The organism is Rossellomorea sp. GQ25 (assembly GCF_059758515.1).
Map to the genome: position 1 here is coordinate 431,409 of NZ_JCAXEQ010000003.1, position 23,559 is coordinate 454,967.

The window sequence follows — 23,559 nt, forward strand, 5'->3', positions numbered from 1 at the left end:
AGGGAATTATGAGAGCTACTGCAAGTACTAAAACGAAATACTGTCTTTACTGTTCAGGAAAAGGATACTTTCAGTTAGTATTGGGTGGTTCTGAAACGTGTCCGTGCTGCGGAGGCAGTGGGAAACAGAAATAAGCCCTAAAAGATAGTTCACAAAGCAGACCTGATGAAGGTAGATACCTATTGGAGGTATGGATCCTGATGGGTCTGTTTTTTTATGGTCACCTGTTATGAAATAATATGTTTATTTTGTGAATAAGCCACAAATCTTTCTTGAAAATATTGACGCTTTCATTACACTCGGGGTACACTAATCTTTAGTGTTTATGGAGGTGTAAACGGTAAAATGCCTATACATGTGATGTTAATTTCGATGCTTCTATTTTTTGTTCTATTTTTCGGAATAGGCTTTTTGTTAAATATGTTATTGCGTATGACGTGGATTATGGCCATCATTTATCCTATTGTCGTCATTTTTATTGTGGATGATGTTCGTTTTATAGATTATTTCCGAAATGCCGGCGAGTCGTTTTCTGAGTTAGGTACGAAAATCAGCCACTTGGCTGTAGCTGATCTTGTGATTTTAGGAAGCGGGCTGGCAGGAGCGATTCTGGCAGGCGTTGTGATGAGAATTTTAAGAGCAAAAGGATATCGAATGTTTTAACCGCATCCGTTTAACTGAGGGATCTTTCCCCAAGTTGAACGGTTTTTTTATTATGATTTTTTTCGAGAATTGTACATACTATTTGAAGTAGGAAATGAGTATCCACTGCAAAGTCGCCTTCGAGCGATGAAGTTCATCTATTGGGAACGCTTAAAACTATCACTTGAATTATTTCCAAATATTGAAACTATTCGATTTTTTTCTCAATTTATGCATATATCTCCTCTTCGTTGGGAAGTATTAAAGGTGGGAGGAGTGAATACATGAATTTGTTTAAAACATGGACGAAGAGATTTGTTATGGTCAGTTTGTTCATCCTGGCACTGGGAACTACTTTTCAATCAGTCTCCGGAGTAGAAGCCCAAACCTTTAAAACCTGGTTGATGGACAAGGGCGACCGTGAACAAACAAGTTTGAATTATAAAGAGCATGAAACAAATCGTTTAGGTTTGTCCTTTAAGTTTCTTAAGAGGCTGATAGGTCATGAAACTCAAATTTCTGCAAGTACACCTGTTGAGCCGAGGTCGTTAGAAGAGTCCGTTGATTGGAATCAGTATACGAAACATACGGTTGTGGCGACAGGCTATACAGCAGGGGTTGAATCGACCGGGAAGAATCCTGGGCATCCGCTATACGGAATTACATACTCAGGAGTGAAAGTGAAGCGTGATTTATATTCCACGATTGCGGCCGATCTTTCCGTTTATCCTATTGGTACCATTCTTTTTATCCCCCATTATGGATATGGGGTTGTAGCCGATAAAGGGAGCGCTATTAAGGGGAATAGACTGGACCTCTATTATGAGACAGTGGATGATGTGTATAATGACTGGGGTAAACAGACACTGGATGTGTATGTGATCCAGATGGGTTCAGGTGAGTTATCCGAACAACAATTAGTAGCACTTAATGAAAATAAATCCATGCAGGTGTTTAGACAGCAGATTTTATCGCCTAAAGAAGAATAATCAAGAAAAGCACGCAGTTTATGTTGAACTGCGTGCTTTTTTAACGTCATTGTACCTCTTTATACCATTTTGGATGAAGCTTCCTGGCAAGCTTGACAGCTCCCTTTAATAGAAGAGGGGACGGCCTGCAATAGAGGGCTTCTTCCAGGACAAAAATTCGATCCTGTTGAACAGCTCTCATGTCGTTCCATCCTGGACGCTTCTTCACGATATCAGGGTTAACCCGTTTCTGTTGAACGCCGACCCAGGCAAGACAGATATAGTCGGGGTCACGCTTTTGTACATCTTCCCAATCCGTTTGAACACTCGCCAGATCAACATCTTCATATAGATTTCGTGCCCCGATCATCTCGCTCAACTCGGTTAACCAGTTGATCTTACCAGGGGTGAAAACAGGCTTTGGCCACCATTCCCAGTAGAGAGATGGAGGATGTTGAACCCCGGAACTAATCGTTTTTAAGCGTGTTACGGTTTGCAGAAATTCACTCTGACGGTTCATGGCATGTTTTTCGATTCCACAAGCTATTCCAACCGTTAAAAGATCTTCTGCTATATCAGAAAAGCTCTGAGGATTTAACGTAATGTGGGGGATGTTCCGTTTGTCCAGATTTTCGATGTTTTTTTCCATTCCTGGTACACTTAATGAAGAAAACACCAAATCAGGCTCCAAGGACTCCAACTTATCCATATTAATGGAGAGATCCGGTCCGAGCCTGGGAAGTGATTGGACCTCTACAGGATAATCGGAGTAATCATCGACTCCTACGAGGAGTGGAGTTAATCCGAGGTAATCGATTATTTCTGTATTACTTGGACAGATTGAAACAATTCTCATCTTGCCACTCCTATGCATAAAAGAAATAATGAAGAATAAGGGTCAGAATAATCCCGGAAAGTCCACCAAAGAACACTTCAATGGGTTTGTGTCCGAGTAATTCCTTTAACTCTTTGCGCTTTTCCTGTTCAGGCTTATTCTGCCAGCCTTTTGCTTCTGACATAAACCTCTGGAAATCCACCATCAATCGATTCAGGACAATGGCTTGTTCTCCTGCCTGTCTTCTGACACCCGTTGCGTCAAACATCGTAATGATGGCAAACATGGCGGAAACAGCAAAGATTGGTGAATCCACGCCTACTTCCAAGGCTACTCCAGTAGATAATGCCGTTACGGCCGCTGAATGGGAACTCGGCATCCCGCCTGTTGAGGTGATTAATGACCAATTTAACTCCCTCGTAGCGATAAACTGTATGGGAACCTTAACAAACTGAGCAAAAAAGATTGAAAATAAAGATGCCCATAATGGAAAATTTAAAAATACTTCCATGCTGTGAAATGCCACCCTTTCAATTGTTTGAATAAAAATAGTGTTCTCATTATATCATACCCTATTTACCTCTTTAATTAACTTTGTGGATTGGTTTGTTAGAAAGTCGAAATAATGGGACATTTTCGCTATAATAAAGGATGGAGGTGTCGGATATATGAAATTTTCGATTAATCATAATGAAATGACAGCTGCTAATCAAGAGTGCCTCGTTGTTGGGGTTTACAATCAGCCAACATTTGAAGGGAAGCTGAAAGAACTTGACCACAAGTTCGAGGGCTATCTTACACAGCTGGTAAAAGACGGAGACATATCTTCAAAAGCAAAGAAAGTGACCAAAGTACATACGTTTGGAAAACTCGAAACGAAGAGATTATTATTCGTTGGTCTCGGAAAACAAAAAGAGCTTACGTTTGATTCTTTAAAAGAATCGTTAGGTGTAGCATCAAAAGCTTTAAAGGAGATGAAGGTTTCTTCTTTTTCAGTAGCACTGGATACGTTTATTACTGAAGAAATGGTAGCAACAGATGCAGCTCATGCATTTATGGAAGCCTTTACGATGTCTACATATGAGTTCCACGGCTATAAGAAGAAATCAAATCAACCGGAAGTACACGTAGAGTCGATCGAGTTCTTTACAAGCGAAGACTCTAAAGAAGTAGAGACGGCTTTACATATCGGCTCCGCCTTTGGTAACGGAGTCAATTCAGCTCGTATGCTGGTGAATACTCCTGGTAATCTATTAACCTCTACTAAATTAGCCGAATACGCCCTTGAATTAGCTGAACGATATAACTTTGAAGTTGAAATTTTGGATAAAGAAGAGATGGAGCATCTGGGCATGGGCGCCCTTCTCGCTGTAAACCAGGGATCCGTTGAACCTCCCAAAATGATCGTTCTTAAGTACAGCGGGAAAGATGAGTGGAAAGATGTCATCGGTTTGGTTGGAAAAGGAATCACCTTTGATACAGGCGGTTATTCTATAAAGCCTAAAGATGGAATCGTCGGAATGAAAACCGATATGGGGGGAGCTGCAGCGGTTCTTGGTGCCATGGAAATCATTGGTGAAATCAAACCGGAACAAAACGTCGTTGCCGTCATTCCTTCAACAGACAATATGGTGAGCGGCTCTGCATTCAAGCCTGACGATGTGATTACATCAATGAGCGGTAAAACCATTGAAGTGTTAAATACAGACGCAGAGGGCCGTCTCGCGCTTGCTGACGGTATGACCTATGCGAAGCATCAAGGAGCAAATTATTTAGTAGACGTTGCAACCTTAACGGGTGGAGTCATCATTGCACTCGGTGAAGACAAAACGGGGGCCCTCACGAATAATGAAGCGTTCTTCGAGCAAGTGTTGGAAGCTTCAGGGGAAGCAGGTGAATACATCTGGCAGCTTCCTTATACGGAAAACGACAAGAAGCGTGTTCGTGGAAGTGATATTGCCGACTTGAACAACTCGCCAGGACGAGCAGGTCATGCCATCATGGGTGGGGCATTTGTCGGAGAGTTTGCTGAAGGTCTTCCTTGGGTACACCTTGATATTGCCGGTACGGCTACTAGGAAAGGCGGCTATGAACTGGGCCCGAAAGGCGGAACGGGTGTCATGGCAAGAACACTTGCAATATTAGTTGAGCGTTTTGTGCCTTTAGAGAAATAAAGTGATGGAATGGAGAGTCTTTTTTCAGTGTTTAAGCATGATGATACTGAAAGAAGGCTTTTTTTGTGAGAATTCATGATTTTGAATGATAAGGGTAGCTGAAATTGTAGATCATCAAAATCCGGCCGTTTTTGACCAGAATCCAGCCAATTAACATTTAATGGATATCCAACCCAACCCAACCCAACCCTCCACATGAACCCAATACTCTCCTAAAAAAATTCCCCACTCCTCTTTCACTCTGCTAAAGTATTGACAAACTCTCTTTATCTTGTTAAAGTTGAAATCGTGATTTTATTACTCTACCAATTTAGCGAACTAAAGTAAAACGATAAACGTTGTAGGAAGAATTTTGAGGAGGAAGGTAGTTATGAACGCAGTTGTTATAGCGGTACTTGTCATGCTTGTACTAAGCCTGGTACGCGTGAATGTTGTATTCGCTCTGATCACTGGTGCGTTAGTCGGAGGATTGACTGGTGGGCTGGGATTAAACGAGACGATATCCATATTTACTGAAGGAATCAGCGGCGGGGCCAGTATCGCCTTGAGTTATGCATTACTAGGTGGATTTGCGGTGGCGATTTCCTATACTGGGATCCCGAATCTACTTGTTGACTGGGTACTTAAAGTGGTTGGAAAAAAAGGCGATTCTAGAAAAAAAGCGCTTTCGAAAGCACTTATTGTTTTATCTATTTTAATTATGGCTTGTTTTTCTCAGAATGTGATTCCGATTCATATTGCTTTCATTCCTATTTTGATTCCACCATTATTGAAGGTGATGACAGAGTTACGAGTAGACAGACGTTTAATCGCATCTGTGATTACGTTTGGTTTAACGGCTCCCTATATTCTTTTACCTGTAGGATTTGGCTTGCAGTTCCATGAAATCATTGCTCAAAACATGGGCTCAAGCGGCATGGAAATTGCGTTAGGTGATATTCCGAAAGCAATGCTTATCCCAGTAGGGGGCATGGTGATCGGTTTACTCATCGCCGTGTTTGTGAGCTACCGTAAACCACGGGACTACAATGAAGCAAAAGAAGTGATTGCTGAAGAGAAGGTCGTTTATAATAAAAGAGCGATGATTTTCGCTCTTGTTTCCATCGTTGTCGCTTTATACGTTCAGCTTCAGCTGGAATCAATGATCTTTGGTGCGTTAGCCGGTATTGCTGTTCTTTATATTTCTGGGTCGGTTAATTGGAAAGAGGCCGATGGGTTACTGAATGAAGGAATGAAAATGATGGCCTTCATAGGCTTTGTGATGATTACTGCATCAGGTTTTGCTGAAGTGGTAAAAGCCACAGGAGATGTCGAAACATTGGTTGAAGCGACTGCTGACGTAATCGACGGAAACCAGGCATTGGCTGCTCTTATCATGTTGATCGTAGGCCTTCTGGTGACAATGGGAATCGGATCTTCATTTGCTACGATTCCAATCATAGCAGCCATCTTCGTACCACTTGCCATGGAGCTTGGATTCAGCCCTCTCTCAACGATTGCGATTGTCGGGACAGCAGGGGCACTTGGTGACGCAGGTTCTCCGGCATCGGACAGTACGCTTGGACCGACAGCCGGATTAAATGCGGATGGACAGCATAATCACATTTGGGACACGTGTGTGCCAACATTCTTACACTACAATATTCCACTGATACTATTCGGCTGGATTGCAGCCATTATTCTATAAAAAGCAAGGGACCTGTTCCCTTGCTTTTTATATTTCACAGACAGTTCATCACTCAAAAATAGATCATCGCCCACTCCAATCTTCATTCGTTAGCATACATAGTAGTGTGAAGCCTAAAGAAAAATAGTGGCTGGCAAACGATTAGAAAGAATAGAAGGAGGTGCCAGATGAATCAACGTATTGTGTATGGAAGAAGACCGTGGGGTAGAAGACCATTTTTCGGTGGTGGGTTCTTCGGTGGACCATTTATAGGAGGAGTACTCGGCGGGTTATTAGGTTCCGCACTCTTAGCTCCAAGACCTTATTATTATCCGTACTATCCACCATACGGCTATGGGGGATATCCGGGTTATTACCCTTATTATTATTAAGTCATTCAAGTAGGCAAATAGAATAATGAGAATAGCAGTGTCACCTATGACACTGCTATTCTTTCGTAATAATAATAAAAGGCTCTCTTCGCAAAGATTGTTGTTTTTTAACATAAGGTCTGCTTGAGCTCTGTCAATCAGTATGTGCTTGATGGTGAGGGGAACTGCTTCGCTTGCAGCTAGCGTGCGGCTGAGCCTAATAGAAAGCGATGCAGATCATTACATCGCTTCCCTACACCCACCGGACAATCACAATCAAGTGACAGCAATCTACCTGGCCAAGCTTCTCATCGAAGACTAAACGCACACCGTCAGGATTAAATGACACGACAGGTTGTACTTTTGTGCCGATGGTTTGAAGTAGTTTATGTACTTCAGGAAGGTTGGATTGTTGTGCAGCACTCATAAACTTCGATGAAAAATCATTTGAAGTTTTAATTCTTTGGAGCACTTTTTGGGCATCTTCCATCAAGCTCAACGTTTTACCTGCTGAAGACATAAAAGTTTTGGGTTCAACAGGGGGATAATTGCGGTTGTAAGAAGGCTGTGCCCTTGAATAAATAGGCGGGTAGGGGCGTTGAACGGGCGGGTAAAAAGGATGGTATCGATACATAACATAACCCCTTTCTTAGGAATGCTCTATGGAAATGTATGAAAATGAAGAGGGAATTATACATAAAACAAGAAGGTAGAAGGGGAGAGTGGCAAGCCCTTTTAGGCAAAATAAAGGATTTTCACGGCCTCTATAGAACAGATAGTATAGAAGAAAATATTATGAGGTGATTCATATGAATATGGAAAATACATTAATCAGTACGTTAGGAATTGAGTTTGTCGAACTGGGAAAAGGAAAAGTAATTGCGACGATGCCCGTAAATGAAAACACCAGGCAGCCATTCGGATTCCTTCATGGAGGAGCATCAGTGGCACTTGCGGAAACGGTTGCGAGTGTTGGTGCGGTTCAATTAATTGATCTGGATAAGGAGATTTGCTTCGGTTTGGAGATCAATGCCAATCATATTAAAGCAAAGCGTGAAGGCCTTGTTACTGCCACAGGAACGGTGATGCACCAAGGGAGAACCACAATGGTTTGGGAGATTAAGATCACGGATGAGGACGATCAATTGATCTGTGTTTCAAGATGTACGATGGCAGTTGTGCCAAAACGCTAAATGGAAATCTTACATATCCAAATGTTTAAAAAGTGAATAAATGGGAAATCAATAACTAACCATTTGATTAGGGGGCTTTATTTAATGAGTTGGACAAAAAATGATTATCCTGATTCACTGAAAAACCTGCCGGCGGATGTTCGGAATAAAGCCATTGAGATTGCCAATGCTCTTCTCGATGAAGGGTATGAAGAGGGACGAGCGATTGCGATTGCCACCGACCGGGCTCATAAGTCTGAAGAAGGAAATGCTTCGGATAAAACCGAATATCATGTCAGTCCACATGACGACGGCTGGCAGTTAAAGAAAGCAGACGGACAACGTGCCATCCTGGTAGAGGAGACAAAGGATAAGCTATTATCAAAGGCGAAGGACTATGTGACGGATCATTCCGGCACGCTTGTTGTACACAAACAGGATGGAAGTGTGGAGAATCACTTGTATCAACAATAAGAAAAAGGCTTGACCACTCGAGGAAATCCTCGTGAGGTCAAGCTTTTTTGTTTCATCTTATGCTTTTTATTGACTGTTTTGGCGGTCGTATTCTTTTTTATCTTTTAAATCATCCTGTACACTTTTGTCCCAGAGCTTAACCCCAGAATTATAGGCAGCTCTTGAAATGAGGTGTCCAGCAACAGGTGCCGTCACAAAGATGAAGAAAATCGTCAGAATCAGTCTTGAATTAAAGTGTCCATGCTCCAAATAAAAGTAAAGGAATGTTGCCAAAAGAATCGACATCACGCCCAGTGTCGCACTTTTAGAAGCCGCATGATTTCTCGTATATACATCTGGGAGTCTCAGCAAACCAAAGGCAGTGACCAGGCTGAGAAACCCTCCTACTATTAAAAAGAACCCGATGAAAAATCTAATGATCTCGCTCACGTTCGATGATCTCCCCTTTCTCTAAGAACTTTGAAAAGGCAACGGTTCCTAAGAAAGCCAGAATCCCAAGAAGGAGAATAACTTCCAGAAAGGCGTAAGTATCGAGCATCATGGATACGAGGGCGATGATGGCAATCAGATTGATACCGATTGCATCCAGGGCTACCACACGGTCGGGGGTGGTTGGCCCTTTCACAACCCTATATACAAGTCCCAGCATGGATAGGGAGACGCATAGCAGTGTGATTTGAAAAATCGTGTGTAACATTAGCGACTCACCTCCATAATGGCTTTTTCAAAGGAATTTTTAATCTCATCAATGGCTTGATCCGCATCAGGGATATCGATGGCATGGACATAAAGAATCTTATTATCATACGATACATCCATCACGAGCGTCCCGGGTGTTAAGGTAATGAGATTAGCTAATAAGGTAATCTCCCAATCTGTTTTTAAATCTGTCGGTAAAGCAAAGATTCCCGGTTGGAAATCAAGCTTCGGTCTCAGAATCGTTTTTAAGACCGAGATGTTAGCAAGGATCAGTTCTTTTAAGAACAAGAAAAATAAGTTGATCACGGCAGCCACGCGTAATAAATAAAACCGTGAGCTGAAAAACCTTCTGAATGCAAAAATCACAAGCAATCCTAGCAAATAGCCAATAATAAATGACTGAGAAGTAAAGGACACCGAAAGAAACATCCAGACAAAGGCCAGGAAAAAGTTTAATAAAATTTGAAATGCCATTCTACATTACTCCTTTAACACTGCGTCTATATAGAGATTCGGATTCACCAGTACTTCTGCTGCTTGTGAGAATAAAGGACGGACCGCCTCGGCACCAAAGCCGTAACATACGGCTAACACGACAAGTATTGCGGAAGTCATCCATAAGTAACGAGCGTGACCTTTTGAAACTCCGTTGTATTCTTTAGGAGTTCCCCATATACCGTTCAGGAAGATTTTGATAACAGAATACAGTACCAATAGACTTGAGGCCAGAATGACACCGGCACCTACATAGGCTTCTGCAGCAAAGCTTCCTCTTAGAATTAATAGTTTCCCTATAAATCCACTCAAAGGAGGGATCCCTGCCAAGGAGAAGGATGCCACGAGGAACGTCCAGCCGAGCCACGGGTACTCTTTAATGAGACCACCCATTTTCTTGAGGTTGGTTGTCCCGGTTATGGCAATCATTACTCCAACCAGGAGGAATAGCGCCGCTTTAATAATCATGTCATGAACGAGATAGTAAATAGCTCCTTCTAGTGCTTCAGGGTTCATGGTTGACACCCCGAACAATATCACACCAACTGCAATGATGATGTTGTAGATGATGATCTTCTTAACATCCCAATACGCGATGGCCCCGATACAGCCAAGGACGATTGTCAGGATGGCTAATATGCTCAGGATTTCATGTGTATACCCGATATCATGGTAGAAGAATAATGTGTACGTTCGTAAAATCGAATAGATCCCTACTTTTGTGAGCAAGGCTCCGAATAAAGCAAGCACCGGTGTTGGTGGTGCATAGTATGAGCCTGGTAACCAAAAGTAAAGTGGGAAGATCGCACCCTTAAGTCCGAAGACTAAGAGAAACATGATAGCGATCGCTGTAAGTATCCCCGGCTGATTCACTTCAGCAATCTTTCTCGAAATATCTGCCATATTCAATGTTCCTACCACGGAATACAAGTATGCCACGGCAATAACGAATAAAGCAGAGGAGATGACATTGACGAGAATGTATTTAATTCCTTCACGCAATTGAGCCTTTGTCCCGCCTAGAACGAGCAGAACATACGAACTCATCAGCATCACTTCGAAAAAGACGAAGAGGTTAAAGATATCCCCGGTTGTAAATGCCCCGTTCACTCCTACAAGCAGAAACTGAACAACAGGGTAGTAGTAGAATCGTTCTCTGTCGGCCCCTATAGACTTAAAGGAGTAAAGTAACACGACCAATGTGATGATGCTCGTCGTTGTCACCAGTAATGCAGAGAGCATGTCAGAAACGAGTGTAATCCCAAAAGGAGCCACCCAGCTTCCTAAGTTAATTGTTTGTATTCCATCATTGTAGATGGTGTTGATGAGTACAAGGGATGCTGCAATGGTAGCCAGAGTCGAAATGGCTGAAATTCCACGTTGTACCTTCACGTATTTGCTGACAAACATTAATATGATCGCCGTAAATAATGGGATTAAAATGGGTAATATTAATAAGTTAGTCATTTCCTTCGTTTCCTCTCATCTGATCCATATTATCCGTTCCAAGCTCTTGATAGGCCCGATAAGCAAGAACAAGGAAGAAAGCTGTCACTCCAAAGCTAATAACAATCGCTGTTAAAATTAATGCTTGTGGTAACGGATCGACATAAGATTTTGCGTGTTCTCCAAGAAGAGGTGCAGCTCCTCCTTTTAGACCACTAATGGAAAGAAGTAAAAGATGCGCACCGTGGCTCAACAATGCTGTTCCAATAATGATTCGGAGCAAGCTTTTGGATAACATTAAGTAAACGGCGATCGTAATAAGAATTCCAACAACAATGGCCATTAAAATTTCCATTATTCGCTCACCCCAATCGTTTGAATAATGGTCATCGTGACACCGATAACAACCAGATACACTCCCGTATCAAATAAAACGGCTGTATGCAGAGATGTCTTTCCTAACAGTGGAAGATGGAAATAATCGTACGCATGTGTCAGGAAAGGCACATCAAACAGTAGTGCCCCCGCAGAAGTTGCTACTGCCAGAAGTAAACCACTCGCAGTAACGATTTTATAATCCACCGGCAGGATATTAGCTACTGTTTTGATATCATACGCCAACAACAGTAATACAATCGCTGCCGAAGTCATTAAGCCCCCAATAAAGCCTCCACCCGGGGTATAGTGCCCGGCGAAGAAGAGTCTCAGAGAAAACAGGATAATGATGAATGCGACAACGTTCGTTACGGTTTGTAAGATGACGTCATTCGTTTTTGTTTTCATCCTTCTTTCCCCCTTGTCAGACGCAATTTAATCATGGAGAAAATACCAAGTGCGGCTATCGCTAATACACAAATTTCAAATAATGTATCAAATCCACGGAAGTCAACGAGTATAACGTTTACCATGTTCTTACCGCCCGCTTCTTCATACACATTCTCGATGTAATAGCTTGAAATCGAATCGAAAAGTTTTGTGCTATATGCAGAAATCGCAAATAAGGTAACGACTAGACCCACACCTATCGCAATTAATGCATTTCCAAGCTTAAATCTCATTCGTTCTTCATGCCTGCTTAATGGAGGCAGGTGATAGAAGCAGAGTAAGAATAGAGCAACAGACACGGTCTCGATCACAAGCTGTGTCAGGGCCAAGTCTGGAGCACGGAATAATACGAAGAATAAAGAAACCGTATATCCGGCAGCTCCCAGCGAAATGATGGACGTTAATCGAGACTTTGCAAACAAGATGGTAACCGAGCTGATAACAAGTAAAAGAGCTATGGCCACCTCATAGACTCCAATCGGAGCCAATTCAACCGTATTGATCGCAAATGCTCCTTTAAACCACATACTAAACAGTAATACGGCAATTAAGAAGGAGAAAATATATACGAGATACGTACGGATAAAGCCTGTCATATAACCCTTCGTAAAGCTATATGCTCCTCGTTCGCTACCGATTAATCCGCCATCATAAAATGAATTCAACGTGAAACGTTCCGGTATCCAAGAGTATATCTTTCTCCATCTTGGAAGTAGGAGATATAACAGAATTCCAAATAGAATGACTCCAAAGGTCATAAACAGTTCAGGTGTAAAGCCATGCCAGAATGAAATATGAGTTTCGACTGCATGTCCTTCTTGAATCAGGCTGGGAGTAATAGAAGCTACTGCCGGAGCGATGATTCGTTCGGACAGGATATTTGGAAAGAAACCAAAAATAATCACAAGTGAAGCCAGGATGATTGGAGAAATTAACATTCCAAGTGGAGCTTCATGTGGTTTCTTTTCCAGTTTCTCCGGTTGATGCTTACCAGTAAAGGTTCTAAACACAAGAATCATGCTGTAAATAAACGTGAACACACTACCAACCCAGGCAAGGAGTGGGAAAATCATACCCACTGTGTCCAGGTTGAATATATCCATTTCAAGGACCCTTACCATTCCTGTAAAGAACATTTCTTTACTAAGGAAGCCATTAAATGGAGGAAGTCCTGCCATGGAGAATGCTCCGATTATCGCAATGGTGAAGGTAATCGGCATGAAATTCATCAACCCGCCAAGCTTACGGATATCCCTTGTGCCTGTTTCATGATCAATAATTCCCACAACCATGAACAAGCTTCCTTTGAAGGTGGCGTGATTTATCAAATGGAAAACGGCAGCAAGGGTAGCAACCATATAAATATTTTCATCTAATTGACTGTAGTGGAGAGCAGCTGCGCCGACTCCCAATAAAGACATGATAAGACCAAGTTGACTGACGGTTGAAAACGCAAGTATTCCTTTAAGGTCTGTTTGTTTCACCGCATTAAAGGAGCCCCAGAATAGGGTAAAGATACCGAATCCGCCTACAAGCCACAACCATACACTTGATTCAGCAAATACAGGGCTCATGCGGGCAACTAGATAAATTCCGGCTTTAACCATCGTGGCAGAATGCAGGTACGCACTGACCGGTGTTGGTGCCTCCATGGCATCCGGTAACCAAATGTGGAACGGGAATTGAGCGGATTTCGTGAAAGCCCCCAACAGGATAAGAAGTAATGCTGGAAGGAAAAGAGCTTCTGTCATTAGCTGATCGGATTGCATGACTAATTCCCTGATGCTGAACGTCCCACTCATCAGATAGAGAAGTAAGAATCCCCCAAGCATGCTCAGTCCCCCAAAGACGGTAATGAGCATGGATTTCTGGGCTCCGTATCTTGACCGCTCGCGGTGATACCAGTAACCGATCAATAAGAATGAGGAAATGGATGTGAATTCCCAGAACATATAAAGAACGATCAAGTTATCCGATAGGACAACTCCCAACATCGCTCCCATAAACATCATTAAATATACATAAAAGTTATGTAGTTGTTCTTTCTTCTTATCTAAGTAATAAATCGAGTACAGGACAACCAGTGAACCGATCCCTGTGATAAGCAGGGCGAACAGTAATCCTAGTCCGTCAACGTAGGCGATGAAGTTGATACCAAAGGACGGCATCCACTCCAAGGTTTCCTTGACGGTATCGCCATTCTTAGTAATGGCGATGAATTGAAAAAAGTAAGTAAATAAAGCGACTGGCAATAATAAAACGAACCAACCAGTATGTACATTCCGAAATGCCTTATAAAGAAATGGAATGAGTATGGCAAATAAAAAAGGCGAAACAATAGCCCAGTGTAACAAAGTCATATAAAACCCCCCTCATGTAAAATTCATTTATTCTCAACATGGTCTAATGTCTTTTCTGTTTTTAAACATGCATCTTCTTTCAAAAACCTCGACCGAAGCTGAACCTCAAAGAGCATTATAACGTAAAAAATAAATGCTTGCATTACTCAGGATTCCATTCGTATCAGATTGTTCATGAAGTATTAAATATGTAGATAGACGGAAAATACCACCGGAAAATTGTTGTTTTTTTTAGACGATACGACCAACTACAGAATAGTTTCGGTCAAATTGGAGAATCCTATCCATAAGGTGGTGAAGTTATGAAAAAGAAAACTGTAGCGGTTACGACCATATTCTTTACTTTTTTTGGCTTTGCGTGGTTAATTGAATCACAAGATCGGTTTAATAGAGGAATGATTGAAATGGAAGACCCGACCAGTATGAACATCAGGCCTGTTCAATACGGCGAAACGGAAGAAGTGGAAGAAGAAATAACGAAAGATTCTATTCACCAAAGACAACCATTTGGATCGAGAGAATATATCCGTGTCGTGCCACATTCCAATTTTCAGCAATAAATGACTGTCCTTTCTGCAATCATAGAAGGGCCGGTCTTTTTGTCCTTGCAGTGAAACAAGTGATAGGCAAAAAGTCACTGTTTCATATGTGTCTGTACCCTTTTCAAGATACTCATAAACGATTATGATGAAAGTGGTCAAAGAATCGTTATGGGAGAGTTTTTAGTGAAAAATACATACTTAACAAGTTATTTGCCTCTTTTTTCAATATTATTATTTAGCCTTACATTTTCGGTTTATGGGGTAGAAGTATTCGTAGACATCTTTAAGAAAATTGGTGTTTATCCCGGAATGAGGGAATTTTTATCGGATATGCAATTAAAGCTCGCGATTTTGATTTTATTAATGGTTGCTTTTTTTATGGTGTTTGCTGCCTTGAAGCTGATAGCGGAGACGGTCAATGGTATTTCGATGTTGTTTTTCTCCATGGATTCGAATGGCTTATTGTATAACCGTGTTCGAACAGGCTCGATGATTTATTTTATAGGTGGTCTGGTGTCTGTTCTGAGTCTGAAATCCTTCCTGGGACTGTTGATTATCTTTGCTTTGAGCTCGGTCGTGTATTTTATTTATTTTGTATATAAAATAAGTCCGTCCCTCTCGAAAATGGGGATTTTCGCAGTCGTGGGTTTACAGGTGTTTTCATGGTCATCCTTACTTTTAACGATATTCTTTGTGTGTTTGAAATTATACAATGGCGTGATGGCGAGTTTGCCGGTTATGTCGAAAGTGAAGTTATAGACAAAGAGTCTGCAGCACATGCTGCAGACTCTTTGTCATTCCATGATCTGCTTCCAAATCTTATGACTTGGTCGCTGTTGTTCTATGTGACTCATGTTACGGGGAATGTCATGACCGACCCATACACCGGTAGTGAATGTATCTGTTATTCCCATAACCCAGTAGTCATGATAGTTATTGGTGGTTCCTGTCTTAATCCCAACATAGGGCTTTGATACGTAAGCTGCTTTTCCCGTTCCTGAAGTAGCGGCTTCGCCCAGCATTTTTCTCATTTTAGAGGCTGTTTCTGCGGACCAAACCTTCTTTGGCTTGTTCTTCCATTGATAAAGGATGTTTCCGTTATTGTCCTTCACATGAATGATCGCATGACTTTCCTGGTACTTCCCATCAATAAAGGAAGTATAAGCATCCGTCATTTCAAGGGGGCTCATCCCATAGGTGAATCCCCCTACGGAGGCGGCATAGGTTTGATCCTCGCTGATCACCTTCTCAAATGAAAAAGGGGATAACGATTTGAAGGCTTCTTCAATGCCTACTCTTTCCATCAATCGCAATGACGGGGCGTTATACGATTGTGCTAACGATTTTTTTAACGTCACGGTTCCCGGCTGGACCCCTCCATAGTTTATTGGGCAATAGTCACCTATACAGTACCGGTTCGCATTTACTTTTTCAGTGATGGAAGCCTGGTACCTCTCGATATACGGACCATAGATAAGAAGTGGCTTAATCACTGACCCAGGTTGCCTGAAAGCTTGAAATGCGTGATGGAAGTTATATTTCTGGTAGTTCTTGCCTCCGGTCAAAGCCGCGATGGTCCTTGTCTTGTTGTCAATGGTGACAGAGGCCCCTTGTAACTCTTCCTGAAGCTGTTTATTTAAAGTCTTCACACTTTTTTGTTGCAGCTCCGGGTTCAGTCCGGTTTGAATTTGAACCCCTGAGGAGATCACTTCTTGGAAACGTTCATCGAGCTTCTGTGCTACTTTCTCCTTATCCTTTGGAGAGGCGGCATTTGCTAATTCCACTTTGTAGCCCTCGTGAATCGAAATCAGTTCTTTTAATTCACTTTCTACATAAAAAGCATAATCAGGATATAGATCGATCTTTTTGCGAACGTTTAAGCTAATCGGTACTTTTTTCATTTTCTTCGCTTCTTCTCTGGATAGCTTATCCGTACTGACGAGGATATCCAGAAGCCGTTCCTGACGAACTTTCGTTTGATCGAAATGATCGATGGGATCATATTTCCCCGGATTATTGGGAATCGATGCTATGAACGCCATCTCTGCCTGATTGAGTTCCGTTACACTCTTCTGAAAGTAATACTGTGACGCTGTTTCAATTCCGTAAACACCATTACTGAAGTAAATGACATTCAGGTAAAGCTCTAATATTTCATCTTTAGATAATGATTTTTCGATTTCATGGGCGTAAAATAACTCGGTCAATTTACGATTGTACGTTTTTTCCTGACCCAGATACAGGTTTCTTGCAAGCTGCTGTGTAATCGTGCTCCCACCCTGCTGAATGTGGGTGAAAACCAAGTTTTTCACGACTGCCCGAAGAATCGCTCCGGCATCGAATCCGACATGTTCATAAAAATGCTGATCCTCTGAAGCGACAAGAATGTCCTTCATAAAAGGGGGGATCTCGTCATCCGGAATATATAACCGGAACGGACGGTTCACTTCGGAAAATACCTTCCCCTTCTGATCCAGCAGTAAGCTGGTACGATTTAAATTTAAGGTATCGGTACTAACCGAGTGTTCTAATTCATTTTGAAAGCTTTGTACTTTGTTCCATTCATCCGTCGCAAAAAATAATGTGGTAAAAAAGATGAGCATAAAACTAATAACCGTTATATAACCTGCGAAAACTCTCATTTCTCACTCTACTTTTCTAATAATCTTTCACATGGCTGGTTGTTTCAGAATGACGCATACTCCACCATAATAATCCAAACGCGCCTAAGAATAAAGCACCTGTTACATAAAAAACGGAAGAAATACCAATATATCCTGACACAATCCCGCCAAAAGCAGGTCCGACCACGTTCCCCAGAAAACGAAAACTTTGATTATACCCGAGCACTTCCCCTTGCATACTTATGGGCGCTTCCTGACGGATATAAGCGGTCACACATGGAATCATCCCGCCGATCGCGATGCCGAATAAGAACCGGAACAGGACAAGCTGCCATAGTTCAACAGCCAGTGCTTGGGGCACGATGAAAATAGAGGCCAGAACAAGGAGGATCGATAAAACTTTTTCATAACCAATTTCATCACCTAGTTGACCCCATCGTCTCGTGGCAAGTAAATTCCCAAACCCGGTAGCAGAGAAAGCAATTCCCGCCAAAAATGCCAGATTCGTAGAAGAGGTAATCTCATCAACATAGAGGGCTAGAAGAGGCTGAATGCTAAAGTTTGCTACTTGAATAAGGAATGACAGTAAGAGAACCGTCACTAATAATTTGTGACTGAAAATATGCTGAAGCACTTCAATACTTGAATACTTGTTTCGCTGATTCCGTTGCTCTTTGCTCCGTTGTTCGTCAATGCCAAGTAAAACAACGGTTGCTGCTATGGCAATGGCAATGGAGGTGAAAATGAATGTGTAGGAAAAGCCTACATTATCAGCGAGTAACCCACCGATGACTGGACCGAATAGCCCTCCTGAAACGGTTCCCATTTGCAGGGTGCCAAGCGTACGCCCTGCTTCTTCCTTTGGAGTCTGAGCTGAAATAAGGGCCATCGAAGTGGGAATGAAACCTGTCACCGCACCCATGATCATGCGAAGGGCGAAGAGCCCCCAAACGGAATCCATAAAGCCCATTAGAAAAATCGACGTGGCAATTCCGTACCCTGTAATAAGAAGGATCGGTTTATAGCCGAAACGGTCACCGATCCGTCCCCATAAAGGAGAAATAAAGAAAGCCGTTAAGAATGTAACCCCGAACACAAAGCCTGACCAGCGTTGAACGTATTCATGACTGTACGTACCAAAGGTTTCAATATAAAGAGACAAAAACGGCAAAACCATCGTCGCACTTGCCGCAACCAGGAAATTGGCCATAAGCATAATCGTCAAATTCTTTTTTTTGATTGAAATGGTTAACACCTTCTGTATGAATTTTATTTCGTATTCCTAAATATTCATTTTATTAAAGATTGAGACTCCAGTCCACCGAATAACATTTATTCATGGGGAAAACCGGGAATTAGTCATAATTTATAGGTTCATCATGATATAATGTAAGAATAAGAAGTGTGGGAAATTGGAGTGAGTACCGATTTTATATTTATGATGAATTCTTTTTATTATAGATAAATTGGGGTCTTATCTAGATTTTGAGGAGGGAGTATAGTGGCGAAACCGGAACAGCTTGTGTTTATAGATTTTGAGTTTTCTATGCCGGAACGACATAGAGTCCCCAAAGGTTTTTTTCCTGAGGTTATTGAAGCCGGTGTCGTGGTGGTTGAGAAAGGGAAAGTGTCCGATTCGTTTTCATCTTATGTGAAACCGACTGCGTTTCCCAAACTAACCAACCGCTGTAAACGGTTCTTATCGATTAACCAGCAGGAAGTCGATTCGGGAATCTCATTTCAATGCTTGATTGACTATTTTTCCGGGTTGAATGCAAGAGGGATCGACAAAGTAGTGACGTGGGGAAACATGGATATGAAGGTACTGCGTGATAACTGTGCACAGTCCGGCATTCCATTTCCTTTCCAAGCTCAATTCGTCGACTTGTCCATGGAATATAAACGATTCTTTGGTGATCAAAACCAAACGGGGCTATGGAAAGCAGTCCAGGAATACGGAAGGGAAGGAGTCGGAAAGCATCATAAAGCTTTAGATGATGCCCTCACCACCCACCATATCTACAACCTGGTCGAAAAAGACAAAAAATACCTCGATAAAGCTGAACCAACCACCATAGGGGAAAGAATAGACCTGTCCAAATTTTACAACCAGCTTGCATAACGAGATGAGGGACCGACCTTCCTGAGGTACGTCCCTCATTATGTTTAAAATGTCAGGCTATACATCAGTTCGTATTCTCTTTGGATCGATTGGAGTGTTTCAAGGCTCTTTTGGGCGTGAGGGGTTGGGTCTTCTTCCAGCTCTTTCTTCAGTGTAAGGTATGCAGAGACGAGTGATTCATTATAATCTTGAATGTTCCCGTCAAACGGCTTCACCATCTTCTCCGGCATATTTGCCTGCTCGCGGTGTGCAAGGGCTTTTCGTTCGTGAAACAGTGGAACGTCCACTTCCTGGGGATTATGTAAATCGCCTTGCCGTGGATGCTTCAAGACGGAGAGAATCTTCACCACGTAGGCACCTGGCCGCTCTCCGGTTACTTCCCCAATATACTTGCCCGTTTTATAAAAAGCTGTGACATAATCACCAATTTGTATGTTTTTCATAAAAAAACCTCCTCTAATACTTCATTCTTTATTATAATGAAAGCGGAATGAATGGTGAAAGAACTACTATAAAGGTAACATGTGGAGGTACATATATGAAGCGTCTGATGATCGTAATCCTGTGTTTATTAGGTTTAGTACTTGCCTCTTGTGGACAAACAGAGAAGGAAGATAACGCTAAAGAAGAAACACAACAAACAGAAGAAAAGAAGAATACGGCAGAAGAATCCAAAGGAGATGACACAATGACATACCCTCAGCTTACAACAGAAGTTGCTGAAAACGAAAAATTGGTAGAAATGAAAACCTCGATGGGAACGATTAAGATCAAGCTTTTCCCTGAGCAGGCACCTAAAACCGTTGAGAACTTTATCACTCATAGTGAAAACGGCTATTATAACGGGCTTAAATTCCATCGCGTAATCAAAGATTTCATGATTCAGGGGGGAGACCCGAATGGAAACGGCACGGGTGGAGAAAGTATTTATGGTGAATCCTTTGAAGATGAATTCTCACCTGAATTATTCAACCTTCGTGGTGCCCTTTCCATGGCCAACGCCGGCCCGGATTCGAATGGAAGTCAATTCTTCATCGTACAAAAGGATGACATCGATCCACAATTTGAAGAGCAAATGAAATCAGCTGGTTTTCCTGCAGAAATCACCGAAGCTTATATGGAGAATGGTGGAACCCCTTGGCTTGATCAAAAACATACGGTCTTTGGTCACGTGGTTGAAGGAATGGACATCGTCGATGAGATTGCCAATGTAGAAGTTGGTGCGAATGATCTTCCAAAAGAAGATGTCGTGATTGAAAATATTAAGGTTGTAAAATAGTAGTGAGAGAGCTATAAACCCTATTTGGGGTTTATAGCTCTTTTTTTTTGATGGGGGCTCTAAAAGCATAAACGGATATTTCCTCGGAAATTGTCGAGGTTTGTTTCAGAACCTGTTCATTAAATCGTTAAAAACGTGGCAATTTCAAGTTGGTTTGTCCTTAACAGTGTTGGTATAATGGACGAAGAGTTTGTTTTTTTGAAAGGAGCTTACGATGCTTTCTTCTTATGTATTAAATTTATTTCTATACTTTCCTGAAGATAAGTCGGAATATATCCCTGCAAGCATTACAATGGCCATCTTCTTAATAGCTGCCTTATTGACGTTCCGTTTAATTATAAAGGTTTCAAAACGTGAAGAATTGAAAACGAAGAAGATGGAAGAGGAAGCCAGGCAGCATAAAAGGGAAACAGAATAAAAAGAGTGGAACACGCTTAAATGTATAGGCGTGTTTTTTTGTTGTGTTGATTCAACTCGATTTTCTTCTCATACCGCCTCCAACCTGTGCCCTTTTTTGCACAAAAAAGAGGAATACTTTTTCCCTCAAACGTCAACAATGGTGAAAGAGTATGCAGATTTGGAGGAAGTGCGAAATGAAAAAATTATCACTATTATATATGATCATGATGAGTGTATTACTTGGGGCATGTGCCATTGAAAACCCTAAAAAAGTCGAAGTGGAAATAAAAAATGAGAACGGGGATTCACTTGGAAAAGCCACTCTGCAAGAGAAATCAGATGGAGTGGAAGTCGGCTTGGACCTTGAAGGTTTGCCTCCCGGTGAACACGGGATTCACATCCACGAAAAAGGAGTATGTGAACGACCCGATTTTGTATCTGCAGGGAATCACTTCAATCCTGATGATAAAAAACATGGACTTCTTCATCCTGAGGGAGCACATGGAGGGGATCTTCCTAACATCATTGTCGAGGATGATGGCATAGCTAAAGTCAAACTGATGGCAGGTGGAGTCACCTTGACGAAAGGGAAGACGTCCCTTTTCACTAAAAAGGGGACTTCTTTGATCATCGATGAAAACAAAGACGATGGGATGACCCAGCCTTCAGGCGATTCCGGTAAACGCATTGCCTGCGGGGAAATTGTGAGTGATAAGAAGAAGTAGAATAAGTCAGGGTTTGCAACATGGTGTACCGGGTACAAATGATTCGGAATGTACCAGGTGCAAAAAAAATTGAAAATAAAGCCAATCGATCAAAGCGATGACCTTCCCCTACAAAACAAAAAACGGGAAGAGTGGCCGACAAAAGTCGCATCTTCCCGTAGTTAAAATTAGCTTAAAGCTTTTCGTAATCTTTCCAACCCATCCATCAACGTCACTCGTGGACAGGCAATATTCATACGTACAAAGCCTTCCCCGCCTGGTCCGTATTTCGTTCCGGGTTCCAATGCGAGTCTTCCTTTATCCAATAGACGTTCCTTCAGCTCTTCATCAGAGAGTTCCATCTTTGTACAATCTATCCAGAGCAAATATGTTCCTTCAGGGTCCACCAATTGGAGATCAGGCAAGTGCTTCCCAATGAATTCCTTCGTGACTCTCACGTTTTCCTGCAGGTACGCAAGTATTTCTTCAAGCCATGCTTCACCAAAGCGATAGGCTGCTTCCATTCCGACAATCCCAAACGTATTGAGAGTGAAGAAGCCCTGTTTTTTATGAATGGCGGCGATTTTTTCCCGGAGATCCGGATTGGGAGTAATCATGGCTGAAGCCTGTAATCCTGCAAGGTTAAAGGTTTTGCTTGGTGCGATGCACGTGATGGTGATATCTCTGAACGAGTCATTAAGAGATGCCAGTGGAATATGGGTATCAGTTTCATAAACCAGATCTGAATGAATTTCATCCGACACGATCACGACATTGTACTGATGGCATAATTCAGCTATTTTCATTAGCTCTTCTTTCTTCCATACCCGTCCGCTCGGATTGTGTGGATTACATAATAAGAAGAGCTTCACACCTGTTTTTAAGGATTCCTCAAACGCACCAAAGTCGATAGAATAGCTTCCTTCATCATAATCCAGTTGAGCATTTACAATTTCCCGGTCATTGTCCTCCACCAGGCTGAAAAAGGGTGTATAGACAGGGGATTGTACGAGCACTTTATCTCCCGGAACAGTAAGTGCCTGAATAATGGTTGAAATCGCCGGCACGACTCCTGGACTATATTGGAGCCAGGTTTTTTCGATGTCCCAGCCGTGACGCTTGTGGACCCATTCCTTAATGCTTGCTGCCGTGTCATCTCCAACAAAGGTGTAACCAAAGATCCCGTGTTTCAGTCGATCCTGCAGGGCATCCAACACATCTTGTGGCGGAAGGAAATCCATATCTGCCACCCACATGGGCAGAACATCGTCTTTTCCAAACACCGTCTTCGTCAGGTCCCACTTTACGGAGGAAGACCCTTTTCGGTTAATGATTTCTTCGAATTTACTCACGGATTTGTCCCCTTTCTCATATGTGATGGTTAATATAATCATATGATGTAATCGAAAAAGATGAAAATTATTTGTTTATCGTTTATCCTTGATAACAGAAACTATAAGTGATAGGTGATCGTAATGAATATGAGAGAAACAAATGAAAAACTCGTGGAAACTCTCCAACAGTGGGATCCTTTTTCGATTGGAAGGGAAGGGTATGACACTGAAATCGCTGACGTGATCGGAGCGGTTCACGACCAGGACAACCCGAATATCCTTGCGAAAGAAATACAGAGAATTTATGAATTCTCCTTTGAAGAATGGATACCAATGGAGGATTGTCTCCAGATGTCATACAAGCTGATCCAAATCAAAAATAGCGGATCGTGTTCGATTTAACATCTAACATAAAAAAGGGACTTCTC

At 42.0% G+C, this 23,559-nt stretch carries 29 protein-coding genes; 15 read left to right on the forward strand and 14 right to left on the reverse strand.

All coding sequences use genetic code 11. The features are described from left to right. Window positions 1–8: 8 nt before the first annotated feature. The 3 genes from AC6CIB_RS12965 (at window position 9) to spsC (ending at window position 1,631) form a co-directional block, all read left to right on the forward strand. A complete protein-coding gene (locus tag AC6CIB_RS12965) occupies window positions 9–134 on the forward strand; it encodes a YuiA family protein (protein WP_172655674.1) in 126 nt (41 codons plus the stop codon). A gap of 211 nt (window positions 135–345) precedes the next feature. Beyond that, on the forward strand, window positions 346–663 hold the full coding sequence (locus tag AC6CIB_RS12970; protein WP_498281232.1) for a YuiB family protein: 318 nt from the start codon (window positions 346–348) through the stop codon (window positions 661–663). A gap of 263 nt (window positions 664–926) precedes the next feature. Beyond that, a complete protein-coding gene (gene spsC, locus AC6CIB_RS12975; protein WP_498281234.1) occupies window positions 927–1,631 on the forward strand; it encodes a stationary phase survival protein SpsC in 705 nt (234 codons plus the stop codon). Window positions 1,632–1,677: 46 nt separating this feature from the next. Here spsC and AC6CIB_RS12980 read toward each other — a convergent pair whose 3' ends face one another. Both AC6CIB_RS12980 and AC6CIB_RS12985 read right to left on the reverse strand, forming a co-directional pair. After that, window positions 1,678–2,466: a cobalamin-binding protein gene (locus tag AC6CIB_RS12980; RefSeq protein ID WP_498281236.1), complete on the reverse strand. Its 789-nt coding sequence runs from the start codon at window positions 2,464–2,466 to the stop codon at window positions 1,678–1,680. 10 nt (window positions 2,467–2,476) lie between these two features. Next, window positions 2,477–2,956: a divergent PAP2 family protein gene (locus AC6CIB_RS12985; RefSeq protein ID WP_498281238.1), complete on the reverse strand. Its 480-nt coding sequence runs from the start codon at window positions 2,954–2,956 to the stop codon at window positions 2,477–2,479. Window positions 2,957–3,113: 157 nt separating this feature from the next. On the opposite strand from AC6CIB_RS12985, the gene AC6CIB_RS12990 reads away from it, so the two are divergent. From AC6CIB_RS12990 to ymaG, 3 genes are all read left to right on the forward strand, one after another. Next, entirely contained in the window at window positions 3,114–4,619 is a 1,506-nt protein-coding gene (locus AC6CIB_RS12990) for a leucyl aminopeptidase (RefSeq protein ID WP_498281240.1), read from the forward strand. Between the two features lie 370 nt (window positions 4,620–4,989). Beyond that, a complete protein-coding gene (locus tag AC6CIB_RS12995; protein WP_498281242.1) occupies window positions 4,990–6,306 on the forward strand; it encodes a Na+/H+ antiporter family protein in 1,317 nt (438 codons plus the stop codon). Between the two features lie 167 nt (window positions 6,307–6,473). Then, window positions 6,474–6,677: an inner spore coat protein YmaG gene (gene ymaG, locus AC6CIB_RS13000; protein WP_498281244.1), complete on the forward strand. Its 204-nt coding sequence runs from the start codon at window positions 6,474–6,476 to the stop codon at window positions 6,675–6,677. Between the two features lie 232 nt (window positions 6,678–6,909). Here ymaG and AC6CIB_RS13005 read toward each other — a convergent pair whose 3' ends face one another. Then, entirely contained in the window at window positions 6,910–7,290 is a 381-nt protein-coding gene (locus AC6CIB_RS13005; protein ID WP_498281246.1) for a YuzC family spore coat inner layer protein, read from the reverse strand. A gap of 175 nt (window positions 7,291–7,465) precedes the next feature. Here AC6CIB_RS13005 and AC6CIB_RS13010 point away from each other — a divergent pair, with 175 nt between their 5' ends. Further along, on the forward strand, window positions 7,466–7,849 hold the full coding sequence (locus AC6CIB_RS13010; RefSeq protein ID WP_044338131.1) for a PaaI family thioesterase: 384 nt from the start codon (window positions 7,466–7,468) through the stop codon (window positions 7,847–7,849). An 84-nt stretch (window positions 7,850–7,933) separates the two neighbouring features. Continuing rightward, on the forward strand, window positions 7,934–8,302 hold the full coding sequence (locus AC6CIB_RS13015) for a DUF2188 domain-containing protein (protein ID WP_149157592.1): 369 nt from the start codon (window positions 7,934–7,936) through the stop codon (window positions 8,300–8,302). A gap of 66 nt (window positions 8,303–8,368) precedes the next feature. Here AC6CIB_RS13015 and mnhG read toward each other — a convergent pair whose 3' ends face one another. The 7 genes from mnhG to AC6CIB_RS13050 are packed head-to-tail and all read right to left on the reverse strand — an operon-like array spanning window position 8,369 to window position 14,127. Then, window positions 8,369–8,731, reverse strand: coding sequence for a monovalent cation/H(+) antiporter subunit G (gene mnhG, locus AC6CIB_RS13020; protein WP_498281248.1), 363 nt, complete (start codon window positions 8,729–8,731; stop codon window positions 8,369–8,371). Further along, a complete protein-coding gene (locus tag AC6CIB_RS13025; RefSeq protein ID WP_113968950.1) occupies window positions 8,715–8,999 on the reverse strand; it encodes a Na(+)/H(+) antiporter subunit F1 in 285 nt (94 codons plus the stop codon). The genes mnhG and AC6CIB_RS13025 overlap by 17 nt, the downstream gene beginning before the upstream one ends. Beyond that, entirely contained in the window at window positions 8,999–9,475 is a 477-nt protein-coding gene (locus AC6CIB_RS13030; protein ID WP_498281250.1) for a Na+/H+ antiporter subunit E, read from the reverse strand. Before AC6CIB_RS13030 ends, AC6CIB_RS13025 begins: the two co-directional genes overlap by 1 nt. A 6-nt stretch (window positions 9,476–9,481) precedes the next feature. Then, the gene (locus AC6CIB_RS13035; RefSeq protein ID WP_498281252.1) at window positions 9,482–10,963 is read right to left on the reverse strand and encodes a Na+/H+ antiporter subunit D; all 1,482 of its coding nucleotides are present in this window, start codon (window positions 10,961–10,963) and stop codon (window positions 9,482–9,484) included. Then, complete coding sequence (locus AC6CIB_RS13040; RefSeq protein WP_044338125.1) at window positions 10,956–11,297, reverse strand: Na(+)/H(+) antiporter subunit C; 342 nt, start codon at window positions 11,295–11,297, stop codon at window positions 10,956–10,958. The genes AC6CIB_RS13035 and AC6CIB_RS13040 overlap by 8 nt, the downstream gene beginning before the upstream one ends. Beyond that, the gene (locus tag AC6CIB_RS13045; protein WP_498281254.1) at window positions 11,297–11,725 is read right to left on the reverse strand and encodes a Na(+)/H(+) antiporter subunit B; all 429 of its coding nucleotides are present in this window, start codon (window positions 11,723–11,725) and stop codon (window positions 11,297–11,299) included. The genes AC6CIB_RS13040 and AC6CIB_RS13045 overlap by 1 nt, the downstream gene beginning before the upstream one ends. Next, entirely contained in the window at window positions 11,722–14,127 is a 2,406-nt protein-coding gene (locus AC6CIB_RS13050) for a Na+/H+ antiporter subunit A (RefSeq protein WP_498281256.1), read from the reverse strand. The genes AC6CIB_RS13045 and AC6CIB_RS13050 overlap by 4 nt, the downstream gene beginning before the upstream one ends. Before the next feature lie 302 nt (window positions 14,128–14,429). Between AC6CIB_RS13050 and AC6CIB_RS13055 the strand changes: the two genes are divergently transcribed. Beyond that, a complete protein-coding gene (locus AC6CIB_RS13055; RefSeq protein WP_498281258.1) occupies window positions 14,430–14,687 on the forward strand; it encodes a hypothetical protein in 258 nt (85 codons plus the stop codon). Between the two features lie 165 nt (window positions 14,688–14,852). Then, window positions 14,853–15,428, forward strand: coding sequence for a DUF5366 family protein (locus AC6CIB_RS13060; protein WP_498281260.1), 576 nt, complete (start codon window positions 14,853–14,855; stop codon window positions 15,426–15,428). Window positions 15,429–15,463: 35 nt separating this feature from the next. Here the strand turns inward: AC6CIB_RS13060 and AC6CIB_RS13065 are convergent, their stop codons facing one another. Continuing rightward, window positions 15,464–17,311 carry a transglycosylase domain-containing protein gene (locus AC6CIB_RS13065; protein ID WP_498281262.1) on the reverse strand — a complete coding sequence of 616 codons (1,848 nt, stop codon included), beginning with the start codon at window positions 17,309–17,311 and terminating at the stop codon, window positions 15,464–15,466. Between the two features lie 16 nt (window positions 17,312–17,327). Further along, window positions 17,328–18,539: an MFS transporter gene (locus AC6CIB_RS13070; RefSeq protein WP_498281424.1), complete on the reverse strand. Its 1,212-nt coding sequence runs from the start codon at window positions 18,537–18,539 to the stop codon at window positions 17,328–17,330. A 255-nt stretch (window positions 18,540–18,794) separates the two neighbouring features. On the opposite strand from AC6CIB_RS13070, the gene kapD reads away from it, so the two are divergent. Beyond that, window positions 18,795–19,415, forward strand: coding sequence for a 3'-5' exonuclease KapD (gene kapD / locus AC6CIB_RS13075; RefSeq protein ID WP_498281264.1), 621 nt, complete (start codon window positions 18,795–18,797; stop codon window positions 19,413–19,415). A gap of 44 nt (window positions 19,416–19,459) precedes the next feature. On the opposite strand, the gene kapB is transcribed toward kapD, so the two are convergent. Continuing rightward, entirely contained in the window at window positions 19,460–19,858 is a 399-nt protein-coding gene (gene kapB / locus AC6CIB_RS13080; protein ID WP_498281266.1) for a kinase-associated lipoprotein KapB, read from the reverse strand. Between the two features lie 95 nt (window positions 19,859–19,953). On the opposite strand from kapB, the gene AC6CIB_RS13085 reads away from it, so the two are divergent. The 3 genes from AC6CIB_RS13085 (at window position 19,954) to AC6CIB_RS13095 (ending at window position 21,818) form a co-directional block, all read left to right on the forward strand. Further along, complete coding sequence (locus tag AC6CIB_RS13085; RefSeq protein WP_498281268.1) at window positions 19,954–20,694, forward strand: peptidylprolyl isomerase; 741 nt, start codon at window positions 19,954–19,956, stop codon at window positions 20,692–20,694. Window positions 20,695–20,908: 214 nt separating this feature from the next. Next, on the forward strand, window positions 20,909–21,112 hold the full coding sequence (locus tag AC6CIB_RS13090; RefSeq protein WP_498281270.1) for a hypothetical protein: 204 nt from the start codon (window positions 20,909–20,911) through the stop codon (window positions 21,110–21,112). 175 nt (window positions 21,113–21,287) lie between these two features. Further along, entirely contained in the window at window positions 21,288–21,818 is a 531-nt protein-coding gene (locus tag AC6CIB_RS13095; protein ID WP_498281272.1) for a superoxide dismutase family protein, read from the forward strand. A gap of 167 nt (window positions 21,819–21,985) precedes the next feature. On the opposite strand, the gene AC6CIB_RS13100 is transcribed toward AC6CIB_RS13095, so the two are convergent. Then, window positions 21,986–23,191 (reverse strand): MalY/PatB family protein, encoded by a 1,206-nt coding sequence (locus AC6CIB_RS13100; protein WP_498281274.1) that lies wholly within the window; start codon window positions 23,189–23,191, stop codon window positions 21,986–21,988. An 81-nt stretch (window positions 23,192–23,272) separates the two neighbouring features. Here AC6CIB_RS13100 and AC6CIB_RS13105 point away from each other — a divergent pair, with 81 nt between their 5' ends. Next, window positions 23,273–23,533, forward strand: coding sequence for a DUF1871 family protein (locus AC6CIB_RS13105; RefSeq protein WP_498281276.1), 261 nt, complete (start codon window positions 23,273–23,275; stop codon window positions 23,531–23,533). Window positions 23,534–23,559 lie beyond the last annotated feature (26 nt).